Below are 24376 nucleotides of genomic sequence, written 5' to 3'. Positions count from 1 at the left end.
CGCCATCCGCCATCCGCCATCCGCCATCCGCCATCCGCCATCCGCCATCCGCCATCCGCCATCCGCCATCCGCCATCCGCCATCCGCCATCTGCCATCTGCCATCTAGCATCCCCCAATGATCCCCGGAGAAATCATCACCCCCGACGGCGTCATCGAACTGAACGTCGGCCTCGCCAAGCTCAAGCTCGCCGTGGCCAACACCGGCGACCGGCCGGTCCAGGTCGGCAGCCATTTCCATTTCGCCGAGGTCAACAGCTCGCTCGAGTTCGACCGCAGCGCCGCCCGCGGCTACCGCCTCGACATCCCCGCCGGCACCGCAGTCCGCTTCGAGCCCGGTGACACCCGCGAGGTGCCGCTGGTCGCTTTTGCGGGTAAGCGGGAAGTCTACGGACTGAACAACAAGGTGAACGGTTCGCTGGACGCCTGAGCAAGGGAACAACGAAACGACGCGAAATGACTCGAAACCTAAGAATGAATGCCAGGCGAAAGGCAGCAATGGCACGCAAGTTTTCAGCTCCTTCGCTGTCTTTCAGATTTCGCGGAATTTCGCGCCATTTCGTTGTTCATTCCCGCCTTCCATGAACCAAACCCGCGCCAACTACGCCGGCACCTTCGGCCCGACCACCGGCGACCGCGTGCGCCTCGCCGACACCGAGCTTTTCATCGAGGTCGAACGCGATCTCATCGCGGAAGCCGGCGGCTACGGCAACGAGGTGAAGTTCGGCGGCGGCAAGGTGATCCGCGACGGCATGGCCCAGTCGCCGCTCGCTTGCGACGCCGATTGCCTCGACCTGGTCATCACCAACGCGCTGATCCTCGATGCCGCCCAAGGCGTGATCAAAGCCGACATCGGCGTGAAGGCCGGCCGCATCACCGGCATCGGCCACGCCGGCAACCCGCTGCTGCAGGACGGCATCGACATGGTCATCGGCGCCGGCACCGAGGTGATCGCCGGCGAAGGCTGCATCATCACCGCCGGTGGCATCGACACCCACCTCCACTTCATCTGCCCCCAGCAAATCGAGCACGCCATCGCCAGCGGCATCACCACCATGCTCGGCGGCGGCACCGGCCCGGCCCACGGCACCTACGCGACCACCTGCACGCCGGGGAAATGGAATATCCGCCGGATGTTAGAAGCCGCGGAGGCCTTCCCGATGAACCTCGGCTTCCTCGGCAAGGGCAACTGCTCCTCGCCCGAGCCGCTCCGCGAGCAGGTTCTCGCCGGGGCCATTGGCCTCAAGCTCCACGAGGACTGGGGCACCACGCCGTCGGCGATCGACACCTGCCTCACGGTGGCCGACGAGCTCGACGTCCAGGTCGCGATCCACACCGACACGCTCAACGAGGCCGGCTTCGTCGAAAGCACGCTGGCCGCCTTCAAGGGCCGCACCATCCACACCTACCACTCCGAAGGGGCCGGCGGCGGCCACGCGCCGGACATCATCCGCGTCTGCGGCGAGGCGAACGTGCTCCCTTCCTCGACCAACCCGACCCGGCCGTTCACGACCAACACCATCGACGAGCATCTCGACATGCTGATGGTCTGCCACCACCTCGACTCGCGCATCCCGGAAGACGTCGCCTTCGCCGAAAGCCGCATCCGGCCCGAGACCATCGCCGCCGAGGACCTGCTGCACGACCTCGGCGCGATCTCGATGATGTCCTCCGACTCGCAGGCAATGGGCCGCGTCGGCGAGGTCATCACCCGCACCTGGCAGACGGCGCACAAGATGAAGGTCCAGTTCGGCAAGCTCGAGGGCGACTCGCACCCGGCCGCCGACAATTTCCGCGCCTTGCGCTACGTCGCGAAGTACACGATCTGCCCGGCGCTCACCCACGGCATGGCCGACGAGGTCGGCAGCATCGAGGTCGGCAAGTTGGCGGACCTGGTGATCTGGAAGCCGGCCTTCTTCGGCGTGAAGCCCGAGACCATCCTCAAGGGCGGCTTCATCGCCTGGGCGAACATGGGCGACCCGAACGCCTCGATCCCGACTCCGCAGCCGATGATGTACCGCCCGCAATTCGGCGCCTTCGGCAAGGCGATCGGTTCCACCTCCCTGACCTTTGTCAGCCAGGCCGCGCTGGAATCCGGCACCCTCGACGAGCTCGGCCTGAAGAAGCAACTCGTCGCCGTCAAAGGCTGCCGCTCGGTCACCAAGGCCGACTTGCCCTTCAACAACGCGATGCCCGCCATCACCGTCGACCCGGAAACCTACACCGTCACCGCCGACGGCGTGGAGCTCCGCTGCGAGCCGCTTTCCGAGCTGCCGATGGCGCAGCGGTATTTCCTGTTCTAGCGGAAAATCCGATGTTTGCCCGGCGTATGCAGGAGCTGTGACCCGCGCCCTCTTCCTCGTTGCCACATGCTTTTCGGTCGCCCCGGCCGCCGAACCCCTCTCGCCCTTCGGCATCGGCTCCTGCCATGTGAACGGCCGATCGGTGGAGGACTTCGAGCGTTGGGTGCCGCAGACGCGGGAGATCGGCATCCAGGTTCACCGCAGCCTGATGAGCCATTGGGGCGCGGTGGAACCGGAACCGGGGAAATGGGACTGGGCGAATGTCGACGCCCAGTGGCGCTATCTCGACGAGCGCGGCATTTCCACCGGCACGCTGCTGATCGGAACCCCGTCCTGGAACAAGAAGGACCCGCCGGGTCACCTGCCGGTCAATCACGTCGAGGGCTGGAGCGAGTATGTGAAACAGCTCACCGGCCATTTCAAGGGGCGCATCCGCCGCTACGAGGTGTGGAATGAACCGCCGAACTTCACCGGGCCCGACCAGACGCCGGCCGACTACGCCACGCTGGTGTCCGCCGCCTACACCGCGGCCAAGGCGTCCGATCCCGCCTGCGAGATCGGCCTGACCGCGAAGTCCGCCCACCTGCACTACCTCGGGCAGGTGATCCGAGCCGGCGCGAAAGGCCACTACGACTGGATCTCGCTGCATCCCTACGAGGTGCTCGACGGCATCGTCACCGAAAGCGGCCTCGATCCCGTCTATCTCAACCTCGTCCCCAGCGTCCGCCGGATGCTCGCCGCGGTGGATCCGGCGAAAAAGGACGTTCCGATCCAGTTCACGGAACTCGGCGTGGACGCGAAGCATCATGGCGCGGAGGCCCAGGCCAGCGCGTTGGTGAAGGCCTACGTCATGGGCATCGCGCAGGGCGTGGAGAACATCCAGTGGTTCGAAGGCCGCGACGGCGACAGCGGGCCGATGGGTCTGCTCGATGGCGACGGCAAGCCGCGACCGGCCTGGCACGCCTACGCCCGGATGATCGCGGCGATGGGACAACACCCTGAGCCGCTGGGCTGGGTGGTTCCCGCCGAGGGCGTCTACGGCTTCGTTTTCAAGAATGGCAAAACCCCGCTGATGGTCGCCTGGGCTCCGGCCAAGGGACGCGGGACCGTGAAATTTCCCGGTCCGGTCGACTTCGAGAACCTCGTGAGTGGCAACAAGGGCAAGGTCAGCGAGTGGGAAATCGATGGCACCCCGGTGTGCTTCCGCGGGATCCCGGAGGGCCTCGTGAAATCGGCCACGCCCGTCTCCCAAGCCCTGCCGCCTTGGCCAGGCGACCCCGGTCGCTACGGCGACGCGACCGCGGTGGAGATCGACCCCTCGAAGAACCCGGCTGAAAGGGGTCTCCACACCCGCGGCGGGGATGCGGTTTCCCACGCCATCGTCGCCTACGGCGGTTCCGCCCGCGCCGGCGATGCCCCGGGCGGCGCGCTCTACGTCGTCGATCCCGCCTTCCTCAGCTACGACCAGGTGCCCCTGCGGATCACCGCCGAAGTGCGGCGCAAGGACCCCGCGGTGAATGCCGGCTTCAAGCTGGTCTACGAGTCACCGGAAGGCTTCAAGACCGCCGGCGGCTGGAAAACGGTCCCGGAGGAAGACCAGTGGCACACCATGACCTGGGACATTCCCGATCCCTGTTTCGTGAACTACTGGGGCTACAACTTCCGCCTCGAGTCCGACGGCAACGAGTTCAACAAATACTACGTTCGTCGGATCAAGGTTGAAAAGACCTCCGGAACGGATGTCGAGTGAACCCGTCCGACCGGCTCCGTGCGGACCGGGCCTTATGACAACCGGAGCGGGGAATCAGCTTGAGACCGGCCGGATCGAACCGTAGGGTTCCGTCCGACATCAGGAGTGCCTCCGGCAACGGAAGCCAGCAACCTAGCAGAGACGCCAAGGTGCTAACGCGGGAAATCCTCCGCGTGATGAGGGAGTGGGACACGACAGACCCACCCAAAAATGTCTCACCGGATTGCTCCGGGCCCAACCTCTCCAAACGGAGTCGGTCGCCCGGAACCCCGGATCTCCTGTGTCACGGCCTCCAGCCCAGAACCGACCATGACACCGACCCATCCGACCTTATCCCACCGCCAGAAGACCCCGGCGGAAAACCACCACCTCTGGAACAACCATGGAACCTGGTGGTTCCACGGCACCTTCCACCAGAGCGACGGCACAGGGGAGCGGGCCCGCGTGAATCTCAAGACCCGGTGCCTCTCCGAAGCACGGCGCAAGCGCGACCACCTGATTCAGCGCTTCTCCCCGCTCTCCAACTCTTGATTCAGACCACATGACAGCAACTACCCACTTCAATCCCGCGGACTTGACCCTCCTGTTCCGCGACCGCGGCCCGGATGGAGAGCGGTTTCTGGTCGATGGACTTGGATTCGTGACCCCGTCCCTCGAGGAAGCCTCCCGTTTCGTCGTCCAACCGGGAGGCAAGTCGTTCCGGTGGTCGCGCTTCGACGCAGCCGTCGACCGCGTGGATGCCCTGATTCCCCTCGAAATCCTCGACGTCGACCCGGCCACCGCCGCGGTGTGCTGGGGGCTCCACCAATGGAGCTTCCCCCGCGACCAGGCGGGATCGCTGGACCTTCGCGAAATCACCCTCCCGCTGATCCGGCACCTGCTAGTTCCGGGTGGGCCCTTCGCGGCGGTCCGGGTACTTTGGCGGGATACCGATGAGCACGTGCGGAATTTCGGAATTTCCTGCCAGGTCCGTGGTGTCCGTGAGCGAGAGGTCGCGAATTGAACGGTTGCGGCCCACTACCCGCCATCGCTCGATTCAAGATCCTTGAGGAATCCCTGAAGGATGGCCACGTCATCCGCAATTGAACTCCAGTCTCCGGCTCCAATCTCCGAAGAATGTGCCAGATCGTTTCGCAGTATCTCAATTCGGCCCATGAATTTCTCAAACTGCCTTCCAGAAATCGGTTTACGTGCATCAGGATCTCGATTTCTGAGAATCTCGAGAAGAGATTTCTCTTTCTTGAAAATGGTCCCCTTGTCCCCAAGCTGAAGGCAATCCACCAGATACGTACTCGATCGCTTTTTGACTCGTTTCACATGAATATCCTGAGCAGCAGCAAACCGTTCAGGCGAAATGGCAGACTCCCAGCCATGGTCGGGATACCGCTGCTTGATCCGCTTCAGCAGCTGCATCTCGAACAACGAAATCAACCCGAATAGCCACATCCTCATCGGGGCTTTTTGAAGGTCGCCCAGAGTCACGATCCCGGAGGGAGTTCCCAGGAAGCTGACAAAGACCCATCGGCTTCCGGACGCCATCTCCTCAAGCACTTCCGAGAGCGGTGCGTTCTCGTGAAGGATCTCGGATGGATCGATGGCGTTCAAATAGTCGCCCACCACACCCCCGACGAGATCCTGACGAAGCACATAGCCAGCCACGCTCGCTTCGTCCCTGACCCCCACCAGATCGAAGTCTTTATCTTGCATCAGCTTGAGGGCCCTCTCCACCGGGGTCTCTCGATCAAACGACGCCAGCGGCTCGGCCAACTCCCGCACGGTGAGAACCTGGCGGAAGAGCCGGTGAAGATCTCCGGACGATGATTTCAAGTGTTTCATGGGAGGATGGTACTGCAGGCGACGCGGCTGCAGATACGGGGGGTTCGCACCCTACCGCTTCCTGCAAAGCGAGGAACCTGCTTTGATTTCAAGGCTCTAGCGATACATTTTCATCGGCTCCACGCCGTCGGAAAGCCCAATCCAAGGCCGTCAAATCCAAGAGCGCGCGATTCTTCCCTAACGTCGAATATTCAATCCGACACTGGAAACCCCGGACGGCATGACTCCTGCTCATGGGCCGCGGCCCATGAACCTCGTCCACCGCATGCTCCAGCCCGCCTCGTCCCTGCCGGACGAGCGCCAGGTGGTGCTGGCGGTCGAGCGGCGGCAGTTTCTCAAACGCCGCTGGCGCGGCACCGCGGCGGATGGCACGGAGCTCGGCTTCGACCTGGAAAGCCGGCTCACTGACGGCTGCGTGGTGTTCCAGCAGGACGGCAAGGACTACATTGTCCGGCAGCTCCACGAAACCGTCTACGAGGTGCCCTTTGAAAGTCCGGCGCAGGCGGCGCTGGTCGCGTGGAAGGTGGGCAACCTGCACCTCCCGGCGCAGATCATGGACGACGCCATCCGGGTGCTTCACGACGAGGCGATGTGCCACTTGTTAGAACGCGAGGGCTGGAGCTTCAGCGAGCCCTCGGTGCTTTTCCAACCCCTCAAGGCGATGGCCCATGCCTGAGACCCGCGACAGCGAACAAGCGGTCCCGGCCGTCGATCCGATGCTGTGGCTGATGCAGGCGAACGACTCGCAGTACCCCTCCGGCGCTTATGCCCATTCCTACGGGCTCGAAGAGCTGGTGGAAGCGGGCGTGGTGACCGATGCCGGCGGACTCGAACAGTTCCTCGAATCGCAGATTCTCCCCGCGCTGCTCACCTTCGAGATCCCCTACTTCGCCCAGGCCCACGCCGCCGCCGGACAGGACGACGGGGCGCGCTTGCTGGAGCTCGACGCCGAACTCGATGCCTGGCGGTTGCCTGCCGAGACCCGCGACGCGTCGCGCCGCATCGGCTCGCAGCGCCTGGCCCTGCTGCGCCAGCTCGCGCCGTCGCCACTGGTGGAGGAACTCGCTGCCGCACGTCCTTTCAGCCACCACCTCGTGGTCACCGCGATCGAGCTCGCCGCCTTGCCGGTTTCCCATGCCGCCCGCGCCTTCGGATTCCAGACGGTCACCGGCTTCGCCACCGCCTCGATGAAGCTGATGCGTCTCGGCCAGACCGCCTGCCAGGGCATCATCCGCCGCAGCCTCGACCGGCTCGGCGGGGAAATCGACTCCGCCCTGTGCCATCCCGGCGACGGCTGGTTCAACCCTCTGTTAGAAATTGCCTCACTTCGCCATGCCCGTGCCCACTCCCGACTCTTCATTTCCTGATTCCCTCGCCAAGCGCCCCTTCCGCCTCGGTGTCGGCGGCCCCGTCGGCTCGGGGAAAACGATGTGCGTGCTACGGCTCTCGCAGTGGTTGAAGGACGAGCTGTCGCTGGCGGTCATCACCAACGACATCTACACCCGCGAGGACGCCGAGTTCCTGCTCCGCGCCGGCGTCCTGCCCGCCGACCGCGTGCGCGGCGTCGAAACCGGCGGCTGCCCGCACACCGCGATCCGCGACGACATCAGCATGAACATGGCCGCGGTGGTCGACCTCGAGCAAGCCCACCCCGACCTCAAGCTGATCCTCATCGAAAGCGGCGGCGACAACCTCTCGGCGACTTTCTCGCCCGAGCTGGTGGACGCCTACATCTATGTCATCGACGTCGCCGAAGGGGACAAGATCCCGCGCAAGGGCGGCCCGGCGATCCGCACCAGCGACCTGCTCCTGATCAACAAGACCGAGCTCGCCCCTTATGTCGGCGCCGACCTCGATGTCATGGCGCGGGATGCCTCCGCCCAGCGCGGCGAGCGGCCCTTCCTGTTCGCTGACCTCAAATCGGAGAAGGGCAAGGACGACCTCCTCGCCTGGCTCAAGCATGAGTACCTCTTTGTCTGAGCCCGGCATCACCGGCCGCAGCATCCGCGGCCATCTCGAGCTGCGCGGCGATGTCCGCGCGGACGGCACGCCCTTCCTTTCCCGACAGTCGTTCCGCGCCCCGGTTCACCTGAGCAAGGCGCACGTGGAGTCGGGCAGCCTGCTGGTCCACCTGGTCAACCCGACCGCCGGCTTCTTCGACGGCGACCGGCTCGACCTCGACGTGACCGCCGGCGCGGGTTGCCGGCTGGTCATGAGCACCCCCGGCGCGTCGCGGGTCCACCGCGCCCGGAGCGAGTCGCCGGCCGTGTGCGAACAGCGGTTGCGGGTGGAGTCCGGCGCCTTCCTCGAATGGATCCCCGAACCCTTCATCCCCCAGGCCGGCGCCCGCTATGTCCAGCGGACCGAGATCGATCTCGATCGCGATGCCGGCCTGCTGTTCTTCGAATGGATCGCCCCGGGACGTGTCGCCCGCGGTGAAACCTTCGCCTACCGGGACTTGCGCTGGGAACTCGACCTGCGGCGTGCCGGCCGGCTGATCGCGCGGGAGCGCTACACGTTGGACCCGCTCGACCAGAGCCTCGCCGCGCTGCGCCTGAAGTTCCCCGCCGCCCACTACGTGACCGTCTTTCTTGCCGGGCCGGACGAGCTGCCGTGGCCCGGCGACGAGCTCGACGTCCTGACCACCGAACGCACCTATCTGGGCCACGGACCGCTGTTGGAAAACGTGTGGATGATCCGCGCGCTGTGTGCCGATAGTCTGGCCGCGCGTTCCCTTTTGGCGGAAATCCGCGGGCTTTTTTACCACGCAGCCGGTCATCCGGCTCCCCGGCTCGGAAAACTGACGACCTGAAGTCGCAGTTTAATGGCTACTACCTGACCCAAGGTGACTTTTTTGATTACGCATGAGCAAAGCTCATCCAACACCCTGTTAGATAGCAGCGGTACGATTGTCATAAAGCCGTCACCTTCGCGCCAATTGGCCGTGGTCATGCTCAAGGGGTACTGCGGGCAAAGCCTCCCGCTTGAACCATACCGACAACCATGAAGAAACTTGTGAAGTCCACCGTGCTCCAGGGCGCTCTCCTCACGACCCTGCTCGCCTCCGCCACCTCGATGGCCGGCGAGCCGGAAATGATGACGACGCCGATGCCCACGCCGGAACCTGAATCGAAGTTCTCGGGCACGCTGAGCCTCGACTACAATTCCCACTTCGTCTCCTACGGCCAGGACGTTTGGGGCGATGGCGATGACCTCGAAGGACCGACCTTCAACCCGTCGCTCGAGCTGAACTGGGCGCTCCCCGCCGACTTCACCTTCATCCTCGGCACCTGGTGGGACGTCAACGGCAAGGTTCCTTCCGCCATCGGCGGCAAGCTCCAGGAAGTCGACGTCTGGACCGGCCTCGGCTACTCGATCGGTGACTTCAGCATCACCGCTCTCTATCAGAACTGGTTCTACGGCAGCGGCAACGAGCAGATCGTCGACATCAACCTCGCCTACGACTGCTTCCTCAGCCCCTCGCTGACGATCCACAACCGCGTCGATCCCGGCGCTTCCGGCGGCAACAACGGCACCGTCCTGGTCGCCGGCATCGAGTACGGCTTCGACGCCGGTCCTGTCGCCATCTCCTTCCCGCTGAACGTCGCCTACTTCCTCGACAGCGACTTCCACGCCGGCAGCACCGACAGCGGCTTCGGCTACGGCTCCCTCGGCATTTCCGCCTCGCTGCCCCTGACCTTCATGGGTGACGGCTACGGCGAATGGGATCTCCACGGCGGCTTCACCTACTACATCACCGACAATGAAGTGGTGGGCAACGTGCCGTCCGGACGCCCGGACAACGACTTCCTGACTGCCAGCATCGGCATCGGTTGCGCGTTCTAAGTTCGCCTTTGTTTTCCTTGGTATCAATCGGTTGCAGCGGAGAGGTCCGTTCCCGGATCCGTTTCCAGGAACGGGCCTTTTCGCCGCTGATTTCCCCTCCCTTAAACCCCAGTCACAAAAAAACATGACACGTTCCATTTTCCAACGGCTGCTCGCCACCGCGGCCCTTTCCACCGTCTTCGCCTCTTCCCAAGCCCGGGCTGAAGACGAGACCGTCAAGGTCGGTGTCCTCCATTCCCTGAGCGGCACCATGGCGATCAGCGAAACCTCGCTGCGCGACGTGCTCCTCTTCGCCTTCGATGAAATCAACGCCGCCGGCGGCGTGATGGGCAAGAAGATCGAGCCGGTCGTGGTCGACGGCGCCTCGAACTGGCCGCTGTTCGCCGAGAAGGCCAAGCAGCTGCTCGACGTCGACAAGGTCGCGGTCACCTTCGGCTGCTGGACCTCGGTCAGCCGCAAGTCGGTGCTCCCGGTTTACGAAGAGAAGAAGGGCCTGCTCTTCTACCCCGTCCAGTACGAGGGCGAGGAGATGTCGCCGAACATCTTCTACACCGCCGAGGCGGTCAACCAGCAGGCGATCCCCGCCGTCGACTACATGCTCGAGGAAGGGAAGAAGAAGTTCTACCTGATCGGCACCGACTACGTCTACCCGCAGACCACCAACCTGGTGCTGCTCGAGTACCTGCTCAGCAAGGGCGTGCCGCTCGAGAACATCGGCGGCGGCTTCCGCAAGGAAGGCGACGAGATCGTTTCGGCCGGCAAGTACACGCCGTTCGGCCACACCGACTACCAGCAGATCATCGCCGAGATCAAACAGTTCGCCGCCGGTGGCGGTGCCTGCGTGATCAACACCCTGAACGGGGACACCAACGTGCCCTTCTTCAAGGAATACGCCGCGGCCGGCCTCACCGCCGAGACCTGCCCGGTGGTCAGCTTCTCGATCTCCGAGGACGAGTTCCGCGGCCTGCCCGCCAAGCAGCTGGTCGGCCAGCTCGGCTGCTGGACCTACTTCCAGTCGCTGCGCACCCCGGCCAACAAGAAGTTCGTCGACGGCTTCAAGGCCTGGCTTGAGAAGACCGACACCCCCGGCATCGTCAAGGAAGGCCGCGTCACCTGCTCGCCGATGGTGCTCAGCTACGACGGCGTCTACCTGTGGAAGGCCGCGGTCGAGAAGGCCGGCAGCTTCGACGTGGAGAAGGTCGTCGCCGAGCTCGAGAAGGGCATCTCCTTCGACGGCCCGGGCGGCACCGTGACCAGCCAGAAGAACCACCACCTCACCAAGAACGTCTACATCGGGGAAACCCGCGCCGACGGCCAGTTCAAGGTGCTCAAGGAGTACAAGAACGTGGTGGGCGAGCCCTTCCTCAAGGGCACCTTCAAGTAAGATACATCCTGTCCCTCCGGACATCTCCTCCCACCCCCGTCCCGCTGCCCGCGGGCGGGGGCTTTTTTTCGCCGCGCCGCAGCCCCCCGCCGGACCGCGCCGAGTTCCGCCTTGTCCCGGCGGCCCGCCTCGCCTAATCCCCGTGCGCACATGGACGCGATGCACCTCTACGAACACCTGCCCTTGTTCGGCACCGGCATCGCCGTGGGGCTCTGGCTGGTTGCCGTCCACGCCTTCATGCTGGCCAAACCGGACGCCGCCCAGGCATTCCTGAAGAAGTTTCCCCGCAACCAGAAGCTCGGCCGGGCAATCCTCGCCTTCGGCCTGCTGTGGTTCTGGTTCATCGTCGCTCCCGCCGGCAAGGGTCCCATGAATTTCCTCGCCATGGATCTCGGCGAATTCGAGCCGGTGAAGAAACATCTCTTTTACCTGGTGCCCCTGTCGATCCTCGCGGTGGGCATCGCCGTGAAGGAGTTCCTCTCGGTGCGGGCGCTCGGCCTGCTCGGGCTGATGGTCGCCGCGCCGATGCTCGACGCGGCCTTCCTGAAGGACCCCCAAAGCCGCCTGCTGATCCCGATCCTGGCCTACGCGATCATCATCAAGTCGCTCTACTGCGTCGGCATGCCCTACCTGTTCCGCGACGCGGTGACCTGGGCGACCGCCTCCCAGAAACGCTGGCAGCTCCTCAGCGCGGGCGGCTTGGCCTACGGGATCGCCGTGCTCGCCTGCGCCTTCCTCTTCTGGAAGGGCTACTGACGAATCGCCGGCCCGCGCAGCGGGCGCTTGGATGAAAGGTAAAATCCGGTAGGATCCGGACGTTTCCTTGCACCATGAAGCTCAACGCGACCCTCTGCGCTTTCGCTGCCCTGTTCACGGGGGTCGTCACCTTCCAGATCCTGCGCAAGTTCGCGGCGATGTACGAGGGCATGGCGGTGGAATTGCCCGCGCACGCGGGCTGGATGCTGTGGGCGGACGGCCTGCTGCCGACGCTGTTGCTGGTGGCCGCCGCGGCGACCGTGTTCGCCGGCCTGGCGGCCGGAAAGAACAAGCTGACCGCAACCGGGGGCGTGCTCTGCCTGGTGCTGATGGTCGCCTCCGCGACGCTGGTCCCGGCCGGCATCATGATCCCGCTGTCCAAAATGCTCACTTCGAATGGCTTGAACGTGGCACCGGCACCGGCCGTGGAGATCGCACCCGATGCCGTCAGCCCCGCTAAGGTCGGCAGCTACCCGTCGATGGTCGGCAAGGGCGGCGGTTATTTCTACGACGAGGTCCTTGAGTACCGGGTCCGCGTCGATTCGGACCAAGGCGACGGATCCCATTTCGTCCGGAACTTCGCCACCTATGCCGAGGCCGTGGAATTCGCCCGCAAGACCCCAGGTGCCGGCAAGCCGCTCGTGCTGGTGATGCAGAAGGAATGGATCAACGAGCCGCAGCCCGGGAAATTCGAGCCCCGCAAGGAGGTCCGCCTGACCGAGTGGCAGGTCGAATGGCTGGCAGGCAGCAAGCGCCTGCCCGATAGCATAGAGGTCTTCCTCAAACGCAAGTTCGGTCCTGGCGGCGACGGCTCGATTCATGAATGACCGGAGCCGCCTGCCCGGATTCCCCCCGGACGTATCGATGAGGAAAATCGCCCTTGCCCTGCTCGCCTCCGCCCCGCCGCTGTCCGCCCAAGACCGCCTGCCGGAGTTGACCGTCCTCGCCGAACGCCTCGACCCGGACGGGCTTCCCGGCGCGACGCTCGCGGAATGGGACCGCGAAACCCTCTCGCGGCAAGCGCCGCGGACCCTCGACGAGTTGCTGGCCCGCGAGCCCTCGTTCTCGCTCTATCGCCGCCAGACCTCCTTGTTCGGCAATCCGACCTCGGCCGGCGTCAGCCTCCGCAACACCGGGGCCACCGCCGCATCCCGCACCCTGGTGCTGCTCGACGGCATCCCGCAGAACGACCCCTTCGGCGGCTGGGTCTACTGGGCGCGCCACGATCCCGCGACGCTGGAATCGGTCCGCATCGTCCCCGCCGCGCGGGCCGCGGTGTGGGGCAACCTGAGCCCCGCCGGCGTGGTGCAGCTCGCTGGCGTCCCGCCTTTCGAGGAACGCCACCTGCTGCGGTCCGGAGCCGGCGGCCAAGGCACCGTGTCGGCGGCGATGTCCCACACGCTGGTCGCCGACGACGATTCGCTGGCGGTCCGCTTTTCCGCCTTCGGCCTCCACTCCGACGGCTTTTTCGCGGTGCCGGCGTGGCAACGCGGGACCATCGACCGCAAGCTCGCCATCGACTCCTACGGTGCCGACCTCAAGCTGGCCTGGCAGGCCGCACCCGGTATCACCGTCGAGCCGATGTTTTCGTGGTACGAGGAGGACCGCAACAACGGCACCCCGCTCAGCGGCAATGCCACCGAGGCCCTCGACTTCGCGCTGCGGGTGACCGGGGAAAATGACGGCGGCCTCTCGTGGCAGGCCATCGCCTACCGCCAGCAGCGGCGCTTCCAGTCGATGTTCACCTCGGTGAATGCCAGCCGCAACGCCGAGACCCCGGCCCTCGACCAGTTCCACGTCCCCGGCACCGGTAGCGGCGGGTCGGTCACCCTGCAATGGGACGACGCCGGGCCCTGGTCGATCACCGCCGGCGGCGACTTCCGTGCCAACGACGGGGCCACCCACGAGGACGCCGGATTCGTCGCCGGCCGCTTCGTCCGGCGGCGCCAGGCGGGCGGGGAGCAATCGCTCGCCGGCCTGTTCGTCGCCACCGGTTACCAGGCGAGCGACCGCACCCGTGTCGATGCCAGCCTGCGCGCCGACGCCTGGAAACTGGAGGACGGCCGGCGGATCGAAAAGTCGCTGATCAGCGGCGCCACCCTGCGCAAGGACCTCCAGCCGGACCGGGATGGAGTCGGACCCTCGCTCGCGATCGCGCTTTCCCACGACGCCAGCGACGACCTGGCCCTCGGGCTTTCCGCCGGCACAGGCTTCCGCCTGCCAACGCTGAACGAACTGCATCGCCCCTACCGGGTGCGCAACGACATCGTCGAGGCCAACCCCGGGCTCGATCCGGAGCGCTTCTACAGCGTTGAGGCGACGGTCGCGTGGCAAGCCGCCGACTGCCTGAAACTCGATGCAAGCCTGTTCCACCACTGGATCCGCGACGCCATCGCCAACGTGCCGGTGACCGATCCGGCGCAGATCGCCGCGCTGTTCGGAACCCTGCCCGCGGGAGGATCCGGCTCACAGCGACAGAACGTCGCGGAAGCCCGCGTGCTCGGTCTCCAGGGCGGTGTCGAGTGGCAACCGCACCACGACTTGACCCTCCGCTGCGACGGCATCTGGAGCGACACCGAGTTCACCCGGTCCACGCGCCAACCGTTGCTCGAGGACAAGCCCTTCCCCCAAGCCCCCGACCTCCGGCTGATGGCCGCCACCGACTGGCGTGCCACCGACCGGCTCACGCTTTCCGCCGGCTATGAATACGGCGCCTCGCAGTTCGACGACGCCCTCGCCCGCCGGTCGATCCCCGGCTGCTCCAGCGTCCGCCTCGGCGCCTCCTGGCGCGCCACCGAGGCAGTGACCGTGCATGCCCGCGTCGACAACCTGTTCGACGAGGAAATTGCCACCGGCCTCAGCAGCGACGGCATCCGCACCATCGCCGCCCCGCGCTCGTTCTGGCTCGGCGCGGAGTGGCTTTTCTAAGAAGACGCGGGACGGGTTTGAAATCCGGAACAACCGCCGTACATGTCGCGCCGAACATGAAAGCCGCCATTCTCCTGCCGCTCGCGACGCTTCCCTCCCTGCTCGCCGAAGAGGCGCCCGACTATTCGAAAATGAAGGTCGACCAGGTATTCGAGCAGCTCTGCTCGGGCTGCCACGGCAAGGACATGAGCGGCGGCCTCGGCGGCTCGCTGGTCGACGGGATCTGGAAACACGGCGACAGCGACGCCGACCTGATGAAATCGATCAAGGAAGGCAACGCCCAGCTCGGCATGACGCCCTTCGGTACGGTTCTCGACGACCGCCAGATCCGCTCGCTGGTCATCCACATCCGCGAGAAGGAGAAGGAAGCCAAGCAGAAGGGCATGGATTTCCCGAAACCGGAACCGGGCAAGGTGACCAAAACCCGGCACGAGGACTACAAGATCGAAATGGTCGTCGAGGAAGGCCTCAAGGACCCCTGGGCGATCGCGTTCCTGCCCGACGGCCGCAAGCTCGTCACCGAGAAGGCCGGCCGCCTGCGGATCATCGATGCCGGCGGCAAGCTGCTCCCGGAACCGGTGAAGGATACCCCGAAGGTGATCGAACACGGCCAGGGCGGACTGATGGAGGTGGCCGTCCACCCGGACCACGCGGAAAACGGCTGGGTTTATCTCGGCTTCGCCGACGGCAGCCGCGAGGACGGCAAAGTTCGCACGATCACCCGCTACGTCCGCGGCCGGATCAAGGACGGAAGCTGGACCGACCAGGAGGATATTTGGAAGGCCGACTCCCGGTTTTACACCGACGCCGGCGTCCACTTCGGCACCCGGCTGGTCTTCGACAAGGGCTACATCTACTTCCCCGTCGGCGAACGCGGCGGCTGGATGGAAGCCCAGGACGTCGAGAACGCCAAAGGCAAGATCTACCGCCTCCACGACGACGGCCGCGTGCCGGAGGACAATCCGGTGTTCGAAGGCAAGACCCCGGTCCCCGGCCTCTGGACCTACGGCCACCGCAACCCCCAGGGGCTCGACATCGATCCGCGCGACGGCTCGATCTACGACACCGAGCACGGCCCGCGCGGCGGCGATGAACTGAACTGGATCCAGAAAGGCCTCAACTACGGCTGGCCGGTCATCACCTACGGCATGAACTACGACGGCACCCCGATCTCGGGCATTACTGCGAAGGAGGGCATGGACCAGCCGCTGACCTACTGGCAGCCGAGCATCGCGACCTGCGGGCTGTCCTTCTACCGCGGCGACCGCTTCCCGGGGTGGAAGAACGACCTCTTTGCCGGCGCCCTCGCCCAACAGGAAATCCGCCGCCTGCGCATCATCGACCACCAGGTCACCGAGCAGGAGGTCATCCTCAAGAACATCGGCCGCGTCCGCGACGTCACCGATGCGCCCGACGGATACATCTACGTTATCCTCAACGGCCCCGACCGGGTGATCCGGCTGGTGCCGGCGAACTGACACCCCATGAAAACCCTCGCCTGGTTCCTGCTCGCGGCGGCCGCAACGGCGGCTCCGCTGTCGATCTCGTCTCCACCCGATGCCGCGCTGACCACGCCTCACCGGATCGAGGTTCTCGCGGAAGGCCTGACGGTGCCCTGGGAACTGCGTTTCCTGCCCGACGGCCGCCAGATCTTCACCGAGCGTGCCGGCAGGGTCCGTCTCGTCGAAAACGGCAAGGTTTTGGATGAACCGGCCCTCGTGCTGCCCGCCGCGCAGGGCAACAAGATGGGGTTGCTTGGGCTGGCCCTGGCTCCCGACTTCGAAAAGACCGGCCACCTTTTCCTCGCCTGGGACAAGCAAACCGGAGACCGCCGATTCGAGCTGCGGATGGAACGCTACCGGCTCGACGGCACGCATCTGGTGGAACCGGAGACCATCGTCGAAGGCATCGCCGCCAACCAGAACCACACCGGCTGCAGGCTTGAGTTCGGACCCGACGGCAAGCTCTACATGAGCACCGGCGACGCCGATCAGGCCGACGGCGCCCAGCAGCTCGACCAGCTTCACGGCAAGATCCTCCGCTTCAATCCCGACGGCTCGGTGCCGGACGACAATCCCTTCGTCGGCAAGGATGGCGCGCGCCCGGAGATCTGGTCCTACGGCCACCGCAATCCGCAGGGCCTCGCGTTTCAACCCGGCACCAGCCGCCTCTATGAATCCGAGCACGGTCCGCTCCACGGCGACGAGGTGAACCTCATCGAAAAAGGCGCAAACTACGGCTGGCCGGTCATTTCCCACCGCCGCGAAGCGGCGGGAATGCGCACGCCCCTGATCGAGATCTCTCCCGCCGTCGGGCCTGGACGGCTGCTCTTCTATCAAGGCAACGCCTTTCCCGAGCTGCGCGGTTCGCTGCTGCTCTGCTGCCTGCGCGGCTCCGCCGTGTTCCGGATTTCGCTCGGCGGCGACGGCCAGCCGACCCACGTCGAACGGCTGTGGCACGAGAAGTGGGGCCGCATCCGCTTCATCAACGAGGCACCCGACGGCTCGCTGTGGCTCGGCACCTCGATGCAAGACCCGCCGGAAGGACACCCGCGCGACGGCGACGACAAGTTGATCCGCATCGTCGCCGACCCACACGGCAGCGTCGAGCCGGTCAAGGGCACCACCACCGATCCCGTCCTGCTCACCCCGGAAACCGTCGATCCGCATAAAATCGTTGCCGCTGCCTGCGCCTCATGTCACGGAGCCGGCCTCGCCGGCGGCGAGAAGCGCGGACTCCTGAGCGGCGATTTCAAGCATTTCAAGGATCCCGCCGATCTCGAAAAGATCATCGCCGGAGGAATTCCTGCCGCCGGCATGCCCCCGGCATCGGGACTGCTCAGCGAACGCCAGATCCACATCGTCGCCGACTTCATCCGGTCCGGGCGACAGCAAGGCGAGAATTGAAATTAGAATTATTCTTGCCATTGGGTGCTGCGGGTCTAGGTTCCGCCGCCCCGTCATGGTTACCCATTCGCCCGATAGCATCCCCGACCCGGCCGGCGACATGCCCGCCGAGATCGCCGGGCTGCGCATGACCAAGCAGCGTTGGGAAGTCTATCGCCTGCTCATGGAGCAGCGCGACCACCCCACCGCCAACGACGTGTTCATGCGGATCAAGGACCGCCTGCCGAACATCTCGCTGGCCACGGTTTACAACTGCCTCGAGGCGCTGGTGCAGCACGGCGTGATCCGCCAGGTCAACTTCGACCGCGAGTCCTCGCGCTTCTGCCCGAACCTCGCCGACCACGGCCACTTCCACGACAAGCGCAGCGGCGCCATCCACGACGTCACCTTCAAGCCCGGCGCCAACCTCGCCGACGTCCTCGACCTGCCGCCCGGCACCCTCATCACCGACATCGAGATCACCCTCCGCGGCGAACTCCCGGCCTCTTGATTCGTCATTCAAAAATTCATCATTCTCCATTTCTTCCCATGTCCCTCGTCATCACCGACCTCCACGCCACCCTCGAAGACGGCACCGAAATCCTCAAGGGCGTCTCCCTTGAGATCCCCGCCGGCGAAGTCCACGCCATCATGGGCCCGAACGGCTCCGGCAAGTCGACCCTCTCGAAGGTCGTCGCCGGCCACGAAAGCTACGTCGTCACCGGCGGCTCCGTGACCCTCGACGGCGTGGACGTCCTCGAAATGGACATCGACGAGCGCTCCCGCGCCGGCATTTTCCTGGCCTTCCAGTACCCCCACGAGGTTCCCGGCGTCTCGAACGCCAACTTCATCCGCGCCGCCCTCCAGGCCCGCCTGCCGAAGGGCGAGGAGCTCGACGCCGTCGCCTACTACAAGGACCTCTACACCAAAATGGATCTCCTCGAGATGGACCGCAAGTTCACCGCGCGGGCCGTCAACGAGGGCTTCTCCGGCGGCGAGAAGAAGCGCAACGAGATCCTCCAGATGATGATGCTGGATCCGAAATACTGCATCCTCGACGAGACCGACTCCGGCCTCGACATCGACGCGCTCAAGATCGTCGCCAAGGGCGTCAACGCGATGCGCTCGCCCGACCGCGGCATCCTGATGATCACCCACTACCAGCGCCTGCTCGACTACATCGCCCCCGACCACGTCCACGTGATGGCCGCGGGCAAGATCGTCCGCTCCGGCGGCCCCGAGCTTGCCCTGGAACTCGAGGAGAAGGGCTACGACTTCCTCAAGGAAGACGCCCTCGCCTCCGCCTGAATCCCTACCTAGCCTTTCACTGATCACGGATCACCTGGCACTTCTTCCCATGTCCTACGACGCTTCCAGTACCCTCGATCTCGAAACCCGCGAGGCGATCGACATCGATCGCTCCAAGGGGGACTTTTCGTTCCCCGAGCGCCACAAGTACGACGCCGGCCGCGGTCTCACCGAGAAGACCGTCCACTACATCAGCGACGTCAAGGACGACCCCGAGTGGGTCCGCGAGTTCCGCCTCAAGGCCCTCAAGGTGTTCCAGGACAAGCCGATGCCCACCCACTGGGCGACCAAGGACCTGGACAACATCGACTTCGACATCATCCGCTACTACCTGTCGGACGGCGAGAAGCCGAAGCGCTCCTGGGACGAGGTCCCGCCGGAAGTGCTCGAGACCTTCGAACGCCTCGGCATCCCCGAGCAGGAACGCGCCTTCCTCGCCGGCGTCGAGGCCCAGTATGACTCGGAGGCCTCCTACTCCAACATGAAGGAGGAGCTGACCAAGCTCGGCGTGATCTTCGTCAACTCGACCGAAGGCCTCAAGGAGCACGAGGAAATCTTCCGCCCCTGGTTCGGCAAGGTCATCCCCACCGGCGACAACAAGTTCTCCGCGCTCAACAGCGCCGTCTTCTCCGGCGGATCCTTCATCTACATCCCCAAGGGCGTGAAGCTGAAGCAGCCGCTGCAGGCCTACTTCCGCATCAACTCCGAGAACTTCGGCCAGTTCGAGCGCACCCTGATCATCGCCGACGAAGGCGCCGAGGTGATGTACATGGAAGGCTGCACCGCGCCGAAGTTCGAAACCTCCACCCTCCACTCCGCGGTGGTCGAGCTGGTCGCGCTCAAGGGCGCCAAGATCCAGTACGTGACCGTCCAGAACTGGAGCAGCAACGTCTTCAACCTGGTCACCAAGCGCGGCCTGGCGATGGAAGACGCCGAAGTGCGCTGGATCGACTGCAACATCGGCAGCCGCCTGACGATGAAATACCCCGGCGTGATCATGAAGGGCGAACGCGCCCGCGGCGAGGTGATCTCGATCGCCCTGGCCAACACCGGCCAGCACCAGGACACCGGTGCCAAGATGATCCACGCCGCCAACAACACGACCTCCAACGTCGTGTCGAAGTCGATCTCCGTCGGCGAGGGCCGCTCGACCTACCGCGGCCAGGTCCACATTCCCAAGCACCTCAAGGGCTGCAAGAACAACACCGAGTGCGACGCCCTGCTGATCAACAGCCATAGCCGCACCGACACCTACCCGGCGATCACCGTGAAGGGCAACCAGCACGCGACCCAGCACGAGGCCAGCGTCTCGCAGGTGTCCGAGGACATGCTCTTCTACATGCAGCAGCGCGGCCTCAGCGAAGGCCAGGCGATGTCTCTCGCCGTCAACGGCTTCATCAACGACCTCGTCCGCGAGTTCCCGATGGAATACTCGGTCGAGCTCAAGCGCCTCATCGACCTCGAAATGGAAGGCAGCGTCGGCTGATCCCCACTTCGCACTTTTCACTTTCCACTTCTCACTCCTTCGATGTCCGCCGTGCTCGAACACACCGCCTCCCTGCTCGAATCCGCCCCCGAAACGCCCGCCGCGTTCCCCGCCTGGTTCGCCGAACGCCAGCGCGCCGCCTGGCAGCGCTTCCTCGAAACGCCGGCACCGAAGCGCGGCGACGAGGCCTGGCGTTTCTCGTCCATCAAGCAACTCGACTTCGCGTCCTTCACCCGCGAGGCGGCATCGACCACGATCGATCTGGTTCGCCGTTCAACCGCGCTGGAGTCCCCGGCGGCGAAGTTCGTCTTCGCCAACGACGAGCTGCTCCACTCGGAATCGAATCTCCCCGCCGGCGTCGTCTGCCTGCCGCTGGCCGAAGCGCTGGTTTCCCACGGCGACCTGGTGCGCGCGCATTTCATGAAGCAGGACACCCGCCTCGGCTCGGCGAAATGGACTGCCCTCCACGAGGCCAACCTGCGCAACGGGCTTTTCGTCCACGTCCCCGCCAACGTCGAGGTCGAGGGCACCATCGAGGTCTTCCACTGGCTCGCCGGCGAAAACACCGCGATCTTCCCGCACACGCTGGTGGTGACCGGCGCAAACTCGAAGGTCCGCGTGGTCGACTACTTCCAGTCCGCCGGCGACGAAGAGCCCGGCCTCTGCATCGCCGTCAACGACCTGATCGCCGGCGAAGGCTCGAAGCTCGACTACCTTGCGGTCCAGGCCTTCAACGAACAGACCAAGGTCATCCAGGTCAACGAGACCGGTGTGGCCAAGGACGCCTCCGCCACCGGCTTCATTCTCAACACCGGCGCCGCCTGGGCCCGCAATGAATCTCTCAGCCGCCTCGAGGGCGAGGGATCGCGCTCCGACATGCTTTCGGTCAGCGTCCCGGCCCGCGAGCAGGAATACGACCAGCGGACTTTCCAGCACCACGTCAGCCCGGGTGCCTACAGCGACCTGCTCTACAAGAACTCCCTTTACGACAAGTCCCGTACGATTTTCTCCGGCCTGATCTTCGTCGACGAGGGCGCCCACCGGACCGACGCCTACCAGACCTGCCGCAACCTGTTCATGAGCGAGGACGCCGAGGCCAACTCGATGCCCGGCCTCGAGATCAACGCCGACGACGTCAAGTGCTCCCACGGCAGCACCAGCTCGCAGATCCCCGACGAGGAGATCTTCTACCTGCGCGCCCGCGGCATCGACTCCGTCCGCGCCCGCCAGCTGATCGCCCGCGGCTTCTCGGTGGAAGTCATCGAGCGCCTCGGCGACGACAAGGTGGAAGAGATGATCCTCCGGTTCCTCGACGACAAATTCGCCCACATCGCCGGCGGCGGGGCGTGACCCTGTTTCAGGTACCGCTTTTCCGCTGAAACGACTTCGCGAATCGATCGAGCGAGGAACGTGCGGACTTCAAACGGTCGGCGACATCGCTGCTTTCGCGGCCGAAGAGCGGTTCCATCCGGGCCACCACCCATAGCCGCGATTCGTCCCGGAAGCACTCGGCGACCGATACGAAGCCACGGCCCCGCGGGGTGTGCAGATCCACCTGCCCGGCGGAACCTTTGACCGATCCCTCGCGGGTTGCGACCACGCTCCACCCGTCGCCAGCGGCATGTTTGCCGAAATGACGGAGCAACGCCGCGGAGGGAGCCTCACCGGGCGGTGACTCCGTGAGGAAGACCACATACTGAAAGCCTTCAAATCCACCGGCTGAGTCACCAATCGTGATTGCATCCTTCGAGCGATCCCGCCGCATGAGGTAGAGGCCGCTCTCGGGAACCCTGACGGTATAGGTTTTGCCCTCAACCAACGAGTTGTAAGGAATCACCTTCGACTCCTTGTAGGTTGCCGCAGCACCTTGGAGCAGGAGGACGCAAGACGACAGCGGGAGCGCGGCGACGAGGGCCAGGAGTAGTCGCAACAAGGCGGGATGCATCGCCGAGACTGTTTCCCCGACCCGCCAGGGTCAATGTCCACGTTGGCACGCTCAGATCCGCGCCTCCCCGGGATCTCCACACAATTACCTCTTGTAATTTCTGTAGTTTCAGTTTTTCCTGAAACCAACGAAACGAGAACGCCATGAACCTACCGGAGAGCATTGAAGGAATCGAAGTCTTCTACGACGGCCGCTGCGGAATGTGCTGCAGCTTCCACGAATGGATCAACCGCCAGCCGCGCGCCTTCCCGATCTCGTTCATCCCCTACCAGGCGGCCGAGGCGGAGCGGGTGTTCCCGGGCATCGGCACCCTCGATCCGGCCCGCGAGATGGTGGTCAGGACCCGCGGCGGCGAGATCTTCCGGGGAGCCGAGGCCTGGGTCTGGTGCCTCCACAGCTGCGCCAACCACCAGGACGCCGCCCGCCGCCTCGGCAGCCCCGCCCTGCTGCCGGTGGCGATCCGCGCCTGCCGCGTGCTGGCCGCCAACCGCCACGCGCTGAGCAAGGTCTTCTTCCGCCGCAAGGACCGCCAGGTGCGCGAGGAACTCCACCGGATGGAAAGCCCCGCCTGCGAAGACGGCTACTGCGTCACCCGTTGAAACCCGCCGATCCCGTGAACCCGCTTCTCCTCGAAACCGCCCTCCGCGTCGCCGGCCTGATCCTGGCCGGACTGACCCTTGCCAATTTCGTCGCCGCCCGGCGCTTTGCCTACCGCGAGAACCTCGCCGCCAGCGCGGTGATGGTGCGCCAGGTCTTCCAGGTCCACTGCGCCTACATCGTCGCCATCATCTCCGCCCTCGCCCTGCTCTGCCTCGGTTGGCCGGGACTGCTGTTAGACGACGGCATGGGCCGGGTGCTCAGCGCCTTCTTCGGCCTCTTCTGGCTCAGCCGCGTGATCGTTCAGCTGAGCTACTACGATCGTCAGACCCGCCGCCTGAACCGCGGCTGGGACCTCTTCTTCCTCGGCGTCTTCCTCGTTCTCGCCGCGATCTTCACCCTCGCCGCCCTGCCGCGATGAAAGAACTGCTTCACCTCGGACTGCAGCTCGGCGGCTGGTCGCTGGTCGTACTCTGCATCGCAAGCCTCTGGATCCCGAAGATGCTTGGCTGGCGGGAGAAGGTCGCCGGCCTGACGCCGCTGATGCGCGAGGTCTGGTGGACCTACTCGTGCTATATCTGGGGCAGCCACGTCTTCTTCGCCGTGCTGGCCCTGGGCTTCCCCGACTGGCTGACGGGCCGCAGCCCGGCGGCCGCCGCGATGTCCGGCTTCATGCTGCTGTGGTGGTCGGTGCGCCTGTGGCTGCAGTTCTTCGGCTACGACCTGGCCGAAGTCGCCACCACGCCGGCCAACCGGATCGCAAAGCACCTGCTGACCCTTCTCTTCCTCAGCCTGGTCACGCTCTACAGCCTGCTGCTGGCCTGGAATGCCGGCTGGATCGGAACCGGGGAACTATGATGATCGTCGTAGCAACCATCCTCCTGGTGCTCGCCGGGGTCGCCGCCGGCCCCGTCCTGGCCAAGCGGCGGTCTGCTTCAAAGCGGCGGCTGGCAGGATGGCTGTTGCTGGCCTCGCTGGTCACGGCTGCCCATTTCGCGCTGGCCGGGGCCGGCCCGGTCGCCCGCATGACCGGGATCTGCTGCGTGCTGCTCGGCGCCATGAAGGGCCTGGTCTACGCCGAATGGGCCGGGCCGCAGCGGCTGCCGGCGACGCATTACCTGGTCTTCGCCCTGGGCTGGTTCGGCATGGACCCCGGTAGCTTCCAACAGCGCCGCCGCGGCCTGGCCTGGACCGACGATGTGAAACTCGGCCTGCTCCTGATGCTCGCCGGGACCCTCGGCGGCTGGCTGGTTCACGAGATGGGCTGGCGGCAGATCTTCATCATGTTCCTGCCGATGAGCCTCGGCTTCCACTTCGGCGCGCTGCGGATGCTCAAGGGCGGCCTGCGCGCGG

At 65.2% G+C, this 24376-nt stretch carries 25 protein-coding genes and 1 pseudogene; 24 read left to right on the top strand and 2 right to left on the bottom strand.

Annotated features, from left to right (window positions below; all coding sequences use genetic code 11):
- Nucleotides 1-117: 117 nt before the first annotated feature.
- The 5 genes from IG178_RS13245 (at nt 118) to IG178_RS13225 (ending at nt 5055) form a co-directional block, all read left to right on the top strand.
- Nucleotides 118-429 carry an urease subunit beta gene (locus IG178_RS13245; RefSeq protein ID WP_193213037.1) on the top strand — a complete coding sequence of 104 codons (312 nt, stop codon included), beginning with the start codon at nt 118-120 and terminating at the stop codon, nt 427-429.
- 151 nt (nt 430-580) lie between these two features.
- The gene (gene ureC / locus IG178_RS13240) at nt 581-2302 is read left to right on the top strand and encodes an urease subunit alpha (RefSeq protein WP_193213036.1); all 1722 of its coding nucleotides are present in this window, start codon (nt 581-583) and stop codon (nt 2300-2302) included.
- A 37-nt stretch (nt 2303-2339) separates the two neighbouring features.
- On the top strand, nt 2340-4052 hold the full coding sequence (locus IG178_RS13235; protein ID WP_193213035.1) for a glycoside hydrolase family protein: 1713 nt from the start codon (nt 2340-2342) through the stop codon (nt 4050-4052).
- A gap of 309 nt (nt 4053-4361) precedes the next feature.
- Complete coding sequence (locus IG178_RS13230) at nt 4362-4583, top strand: hypothetical protein (RefSeq protein ID WP_193213034.1); 222 nt, start codon at nt 4362-4364, stop codon at nt 4581-4583.
- A 10-nt stretch (nt 4584-4593) separates the two neighbouring features.
- Nucleotides 4594-5055 carry a hypothetical protein gene (locus IG178_RS13225; protein WP_193213033.1) on the top strand — a complete coding sequence of 154 codons (462 nt, stop codon included), beginning with the start codon at nt 4594-4596 and terminating at the stop codon, nt 5053-5055.
- Between the two features lie 14 nt (nt 5056-5069).
- Here the strand turns inward: IG178_RS13225 and IG178_RS13220 are convergent, their stop codons facing one another.
- Nucleotides 5070-5888 (bottom strand): CBS domain-containing protein, encoded by an 819-nt coding sequence (locus tag IG178_RS13220; protein WP_193213032.1) that lies wholly within the window; start codon nt 5886-5888, stop codon nt 5070-5072.
- A gap of 247 nt (nt 5889-6135) precedes the next feature.
- Here IG178_RS13220 and IG178_RS13215 point away from each other — a divergent pair, with 247 nt between their 5' ends.
- From IG178_RS13215 to sufD, 15 genes are all read left to right on the top strand, one after another.
- Nucleotides 6136-6564 carry an urease accessory protein UreE gene (locus IG178_RS13215; RefSeq protein ID WP_193213031.1) on the top strand — a complete coding sequence of 143 codons (429 nt, stop codon included), beginning with the start codon at nt 6136-6138 and terminating at the stop codon, nt 6562-6564.
- Entirely contained in the window at nt 6557-7255 is a 699-nt protein-coding gene (locus IG178_RS13210; protein ID WP_193213030.1) for an urease accessory protein UreF, read from the top strand. The genes IG178_RS13215 and IG178_RS13210 overlap by 8 nt, the downstream gene beginning before the upstream one ends.
- Nucleotides 7221-7868 (top strand): urease accessory protein UreG, encoded by a 648-nt coding sequence (gene ureG / locus IG178_RS13205; RefSeq protein WP_193213029.1) that lies wholly within the window; start codon nt 7221-7223, stop codon nt 7866-7868. Before IG178_RS13210 ends, ureG begins: the two co-directional genes overlap by 35 nt.
- A complete protein-coding gene (locus IG178_RS13200) occupies nt 7849-8700 on the top strand; it encodes an urease accessory protein UreD (protein WP_193213028.1) in 852 nt (283 codons plus the stop codon). The genes ureG and IG178_RS13200 overlap by 20 nt, the downstream gene beginning before the upstream one ends.
- Nucleotides 8701-8891: 191 nt before the next feature.
- A complete protein-coding gene (locus IG178_RS13195) occupies nt 8892-9734 on the top strand; it encodes a hypothetical protein (RefSeq protein WP_193213027.1) in 843 nt (280 codons plus the stop codon).
- Nucleotides 9735-9858: 124 nt separating this feature from the next.
- Entirely contained in the window at nt 9859-11118 is a 1260-nt protein-coding gene (gene urtA / locus IG178_RS13190; protein WP_193213026.1) for an urea ABC transporter substrate-binding protein, read from the top strand.
- A gap of 150 nt (nt 11119-11268) precedes the next feature.
- The gene (locus IG178_RS13185; RefSeq protein ID WP_193213025.1) at nt 11269-11874 is read left to right on the top strand and encodes a hypothetical protein; all 606 of its coding nucleotides are present in this window, start codon (nt 11269-11271) and stop codon (nt 11872-11874) included.
- A 74-nt stretch (nt 11875-11948) separates the two neighbouring features.
- Nucleotides 11949-12701 carry a hypothetical protein gene (locus tag IG178_RS25545; RefSeq protein ID WP_226895412.1) on the top strand — a complete coding sequence of 251 codons (753 nt, stop codon included), beginning with the start codon at nt 11949-11951 and terminating at the stop codon, nt 12699-12701.
- Nucleotides 12694-14802: a TonB-dependent receptor gene (locus IG178_RS13175; RefSeq protein ID WP_193213024.1), complete on the top strand. Its 2109-nt coding sequence runs from the start codon at nt 12694-12696 to the stop codon at nt 14800-14802. The genes IG178_RS25545 and IG178_RS13175 overlap by 8 nt, the downstream gene beginning before the upstream one ends.
- 56 nt (nt 14803-14858) lie before the next feature.
- The gene (locus tag IG178_RS13170) at nt 14859-16280 is read left to right on the top strand and encodes a PQQ-dependent sugar dehydrogenase (RefSeq protein ID WP_226895410.1); all 1422 of its coding nucleotides are present in this window, start codon (nt 14859-14861) and stop codon (nt 16278-16280) included.
- Between the two features lie 6 nt (nt 16281-16286).
- Nucleotides 16287-17708 (top strand): PQQ-dependent sugar dehydrogenase, encoded by a 1422-nt coding sequence (locus tag IG178_RS13165; RefSeq protein WP_193213023.1) that lies wholly within the window; start codon nt 16287-16289, stop codon nt 17706-17708.
- 55 nt (nt 17709-17763) lie between these two features.
- Nucleotides 17764-18198, top strand: a complete 435-nt coding sequence (locus IG178_RS13160) for a Fur family transcriptional regulator (RefSeq protein ID WP_193213022.1) — start codon at nt 17764-17766, stop codon at nt 18196-18198.
- A 38-nt stretch (nt 18199-18236) separates the two neighbouring features.
- Nucleotides 18237-18995: a Fe-S cluster assembly ATPase SufC gene (sufC, locus tag IG178_RS13155; RefSeq protein ID WP_193213021.1), complete on the top strand. Its 759-nt coding sequence runs from the start codon at nt 18237-18239 to the stop codon at nt 18993-18995.
- Between the two features lie 49 nt (nt 18996-19044).
- The gene (gene sufB / locus IG178_RS13150) at nt 19045-20481 is read left to right on the top strand and encodes a Fe-S cluster assembly protein SufB (protein WP_193213020.1); all 1437 of its coding nucleotides are present in this window, start codon (nt 19045-19047) and stop codon (nt 20479-20481) included.
- Between the two features lie 42 nt (nt 20482-20523).
- Complete coding sequence (sufD, locus tag IG178_RS13145; protein WP_193213019.1) at nt 20524-21831, top strand: Fe-S cluster assembly protein SufD; 1308 nt, start codon at nt 20524-20526, stop codon at nt 21829-21831.
- A gap of 7 nt (nt 21832-21838) precedes the next feature.
- Here sufD and IG178_RS13140 read toward each other — a convergent pair whose 3' ends face one another.
- Nucleotides 21839-22414: a hypothetical protein gene (locus IG178_RS13140; protein ID WP_193213018.1), complete on the bottom strand. Its 576-nt coding sequence runs from the start codon at nt 22412-22414 to the stop codon at nt 21839-21841.
- 155 nt (nt 22415-22569) lie between these two features.
- On the opposite strand from IG178_RS13140, the gene IG178_RS13135 reads away from it, so the two are divergent.
- The 4 genes and pseudogenes from IG178_RS13135 to IG178_RS13120 form a co-directional block, all read left to right on the top strand.
- The gene (locus IG178_RS13135; protein WP_193213017.1) at nt 22570-23025 is read left to right on the top strand and encodes a thiol-disulfide oxidoreductase DCC family protein; all 456 of its coding nucleotides are present in this window, start codon (nt 22570-22572) and stop codon (nt 23023-23025) included.
- Between the two features lie 14 nt (nt 23026-23039).
- Nucleotides 23040-23444 carry a hypothetical protein gene (locus tag IG178_RS13130; RefSeq protein WP_193213016.1) on the top strand — a complete coding sequence of 135 codons (405 nt, stop codon included), beginning with the start codon at nt 23040-23042 and terminating at the stop codon, nt 23442-23444.
- A complete protein-coding gene (locus IG178_RS13125) occupies nt 23441-23881 on the top strand; it encodes a hypothetical protein (RefSeq protein WP_193213015.1) in 441 nt (146 codons plus the stop codon). The genes IG178_RS13130 and IG178_RS13125 overlap by 4 nt, the downstream gene beginning before the upstream one ends.
- Nucleotides 23881-24376, top strand: a pseudogene (locus IG178_RS13120) (hypothetical protein); the annotation flags it as partial. The gene IG178_RS13125 and the pseudogene IG178_RS13120, both read left to right, overlap by 1 nt.

Origin of the sequence: Neoluteolibacter marinus (assembly GCF_014904755.1) — a bacterium.
GTDB classification, from domain to species: domain Bacteria; phylum Verrucomicrobiota; class Verrucomicrobiia; order Verrucomicrobiales; family Akkermansiaceae; genus Haloferula; species Haloferula marina.
The sequence above is the reverse complement of the archived record's forward strand: the minus strand, read 5'-3'. Positions and strand labels throughout refer to the sequence as shown.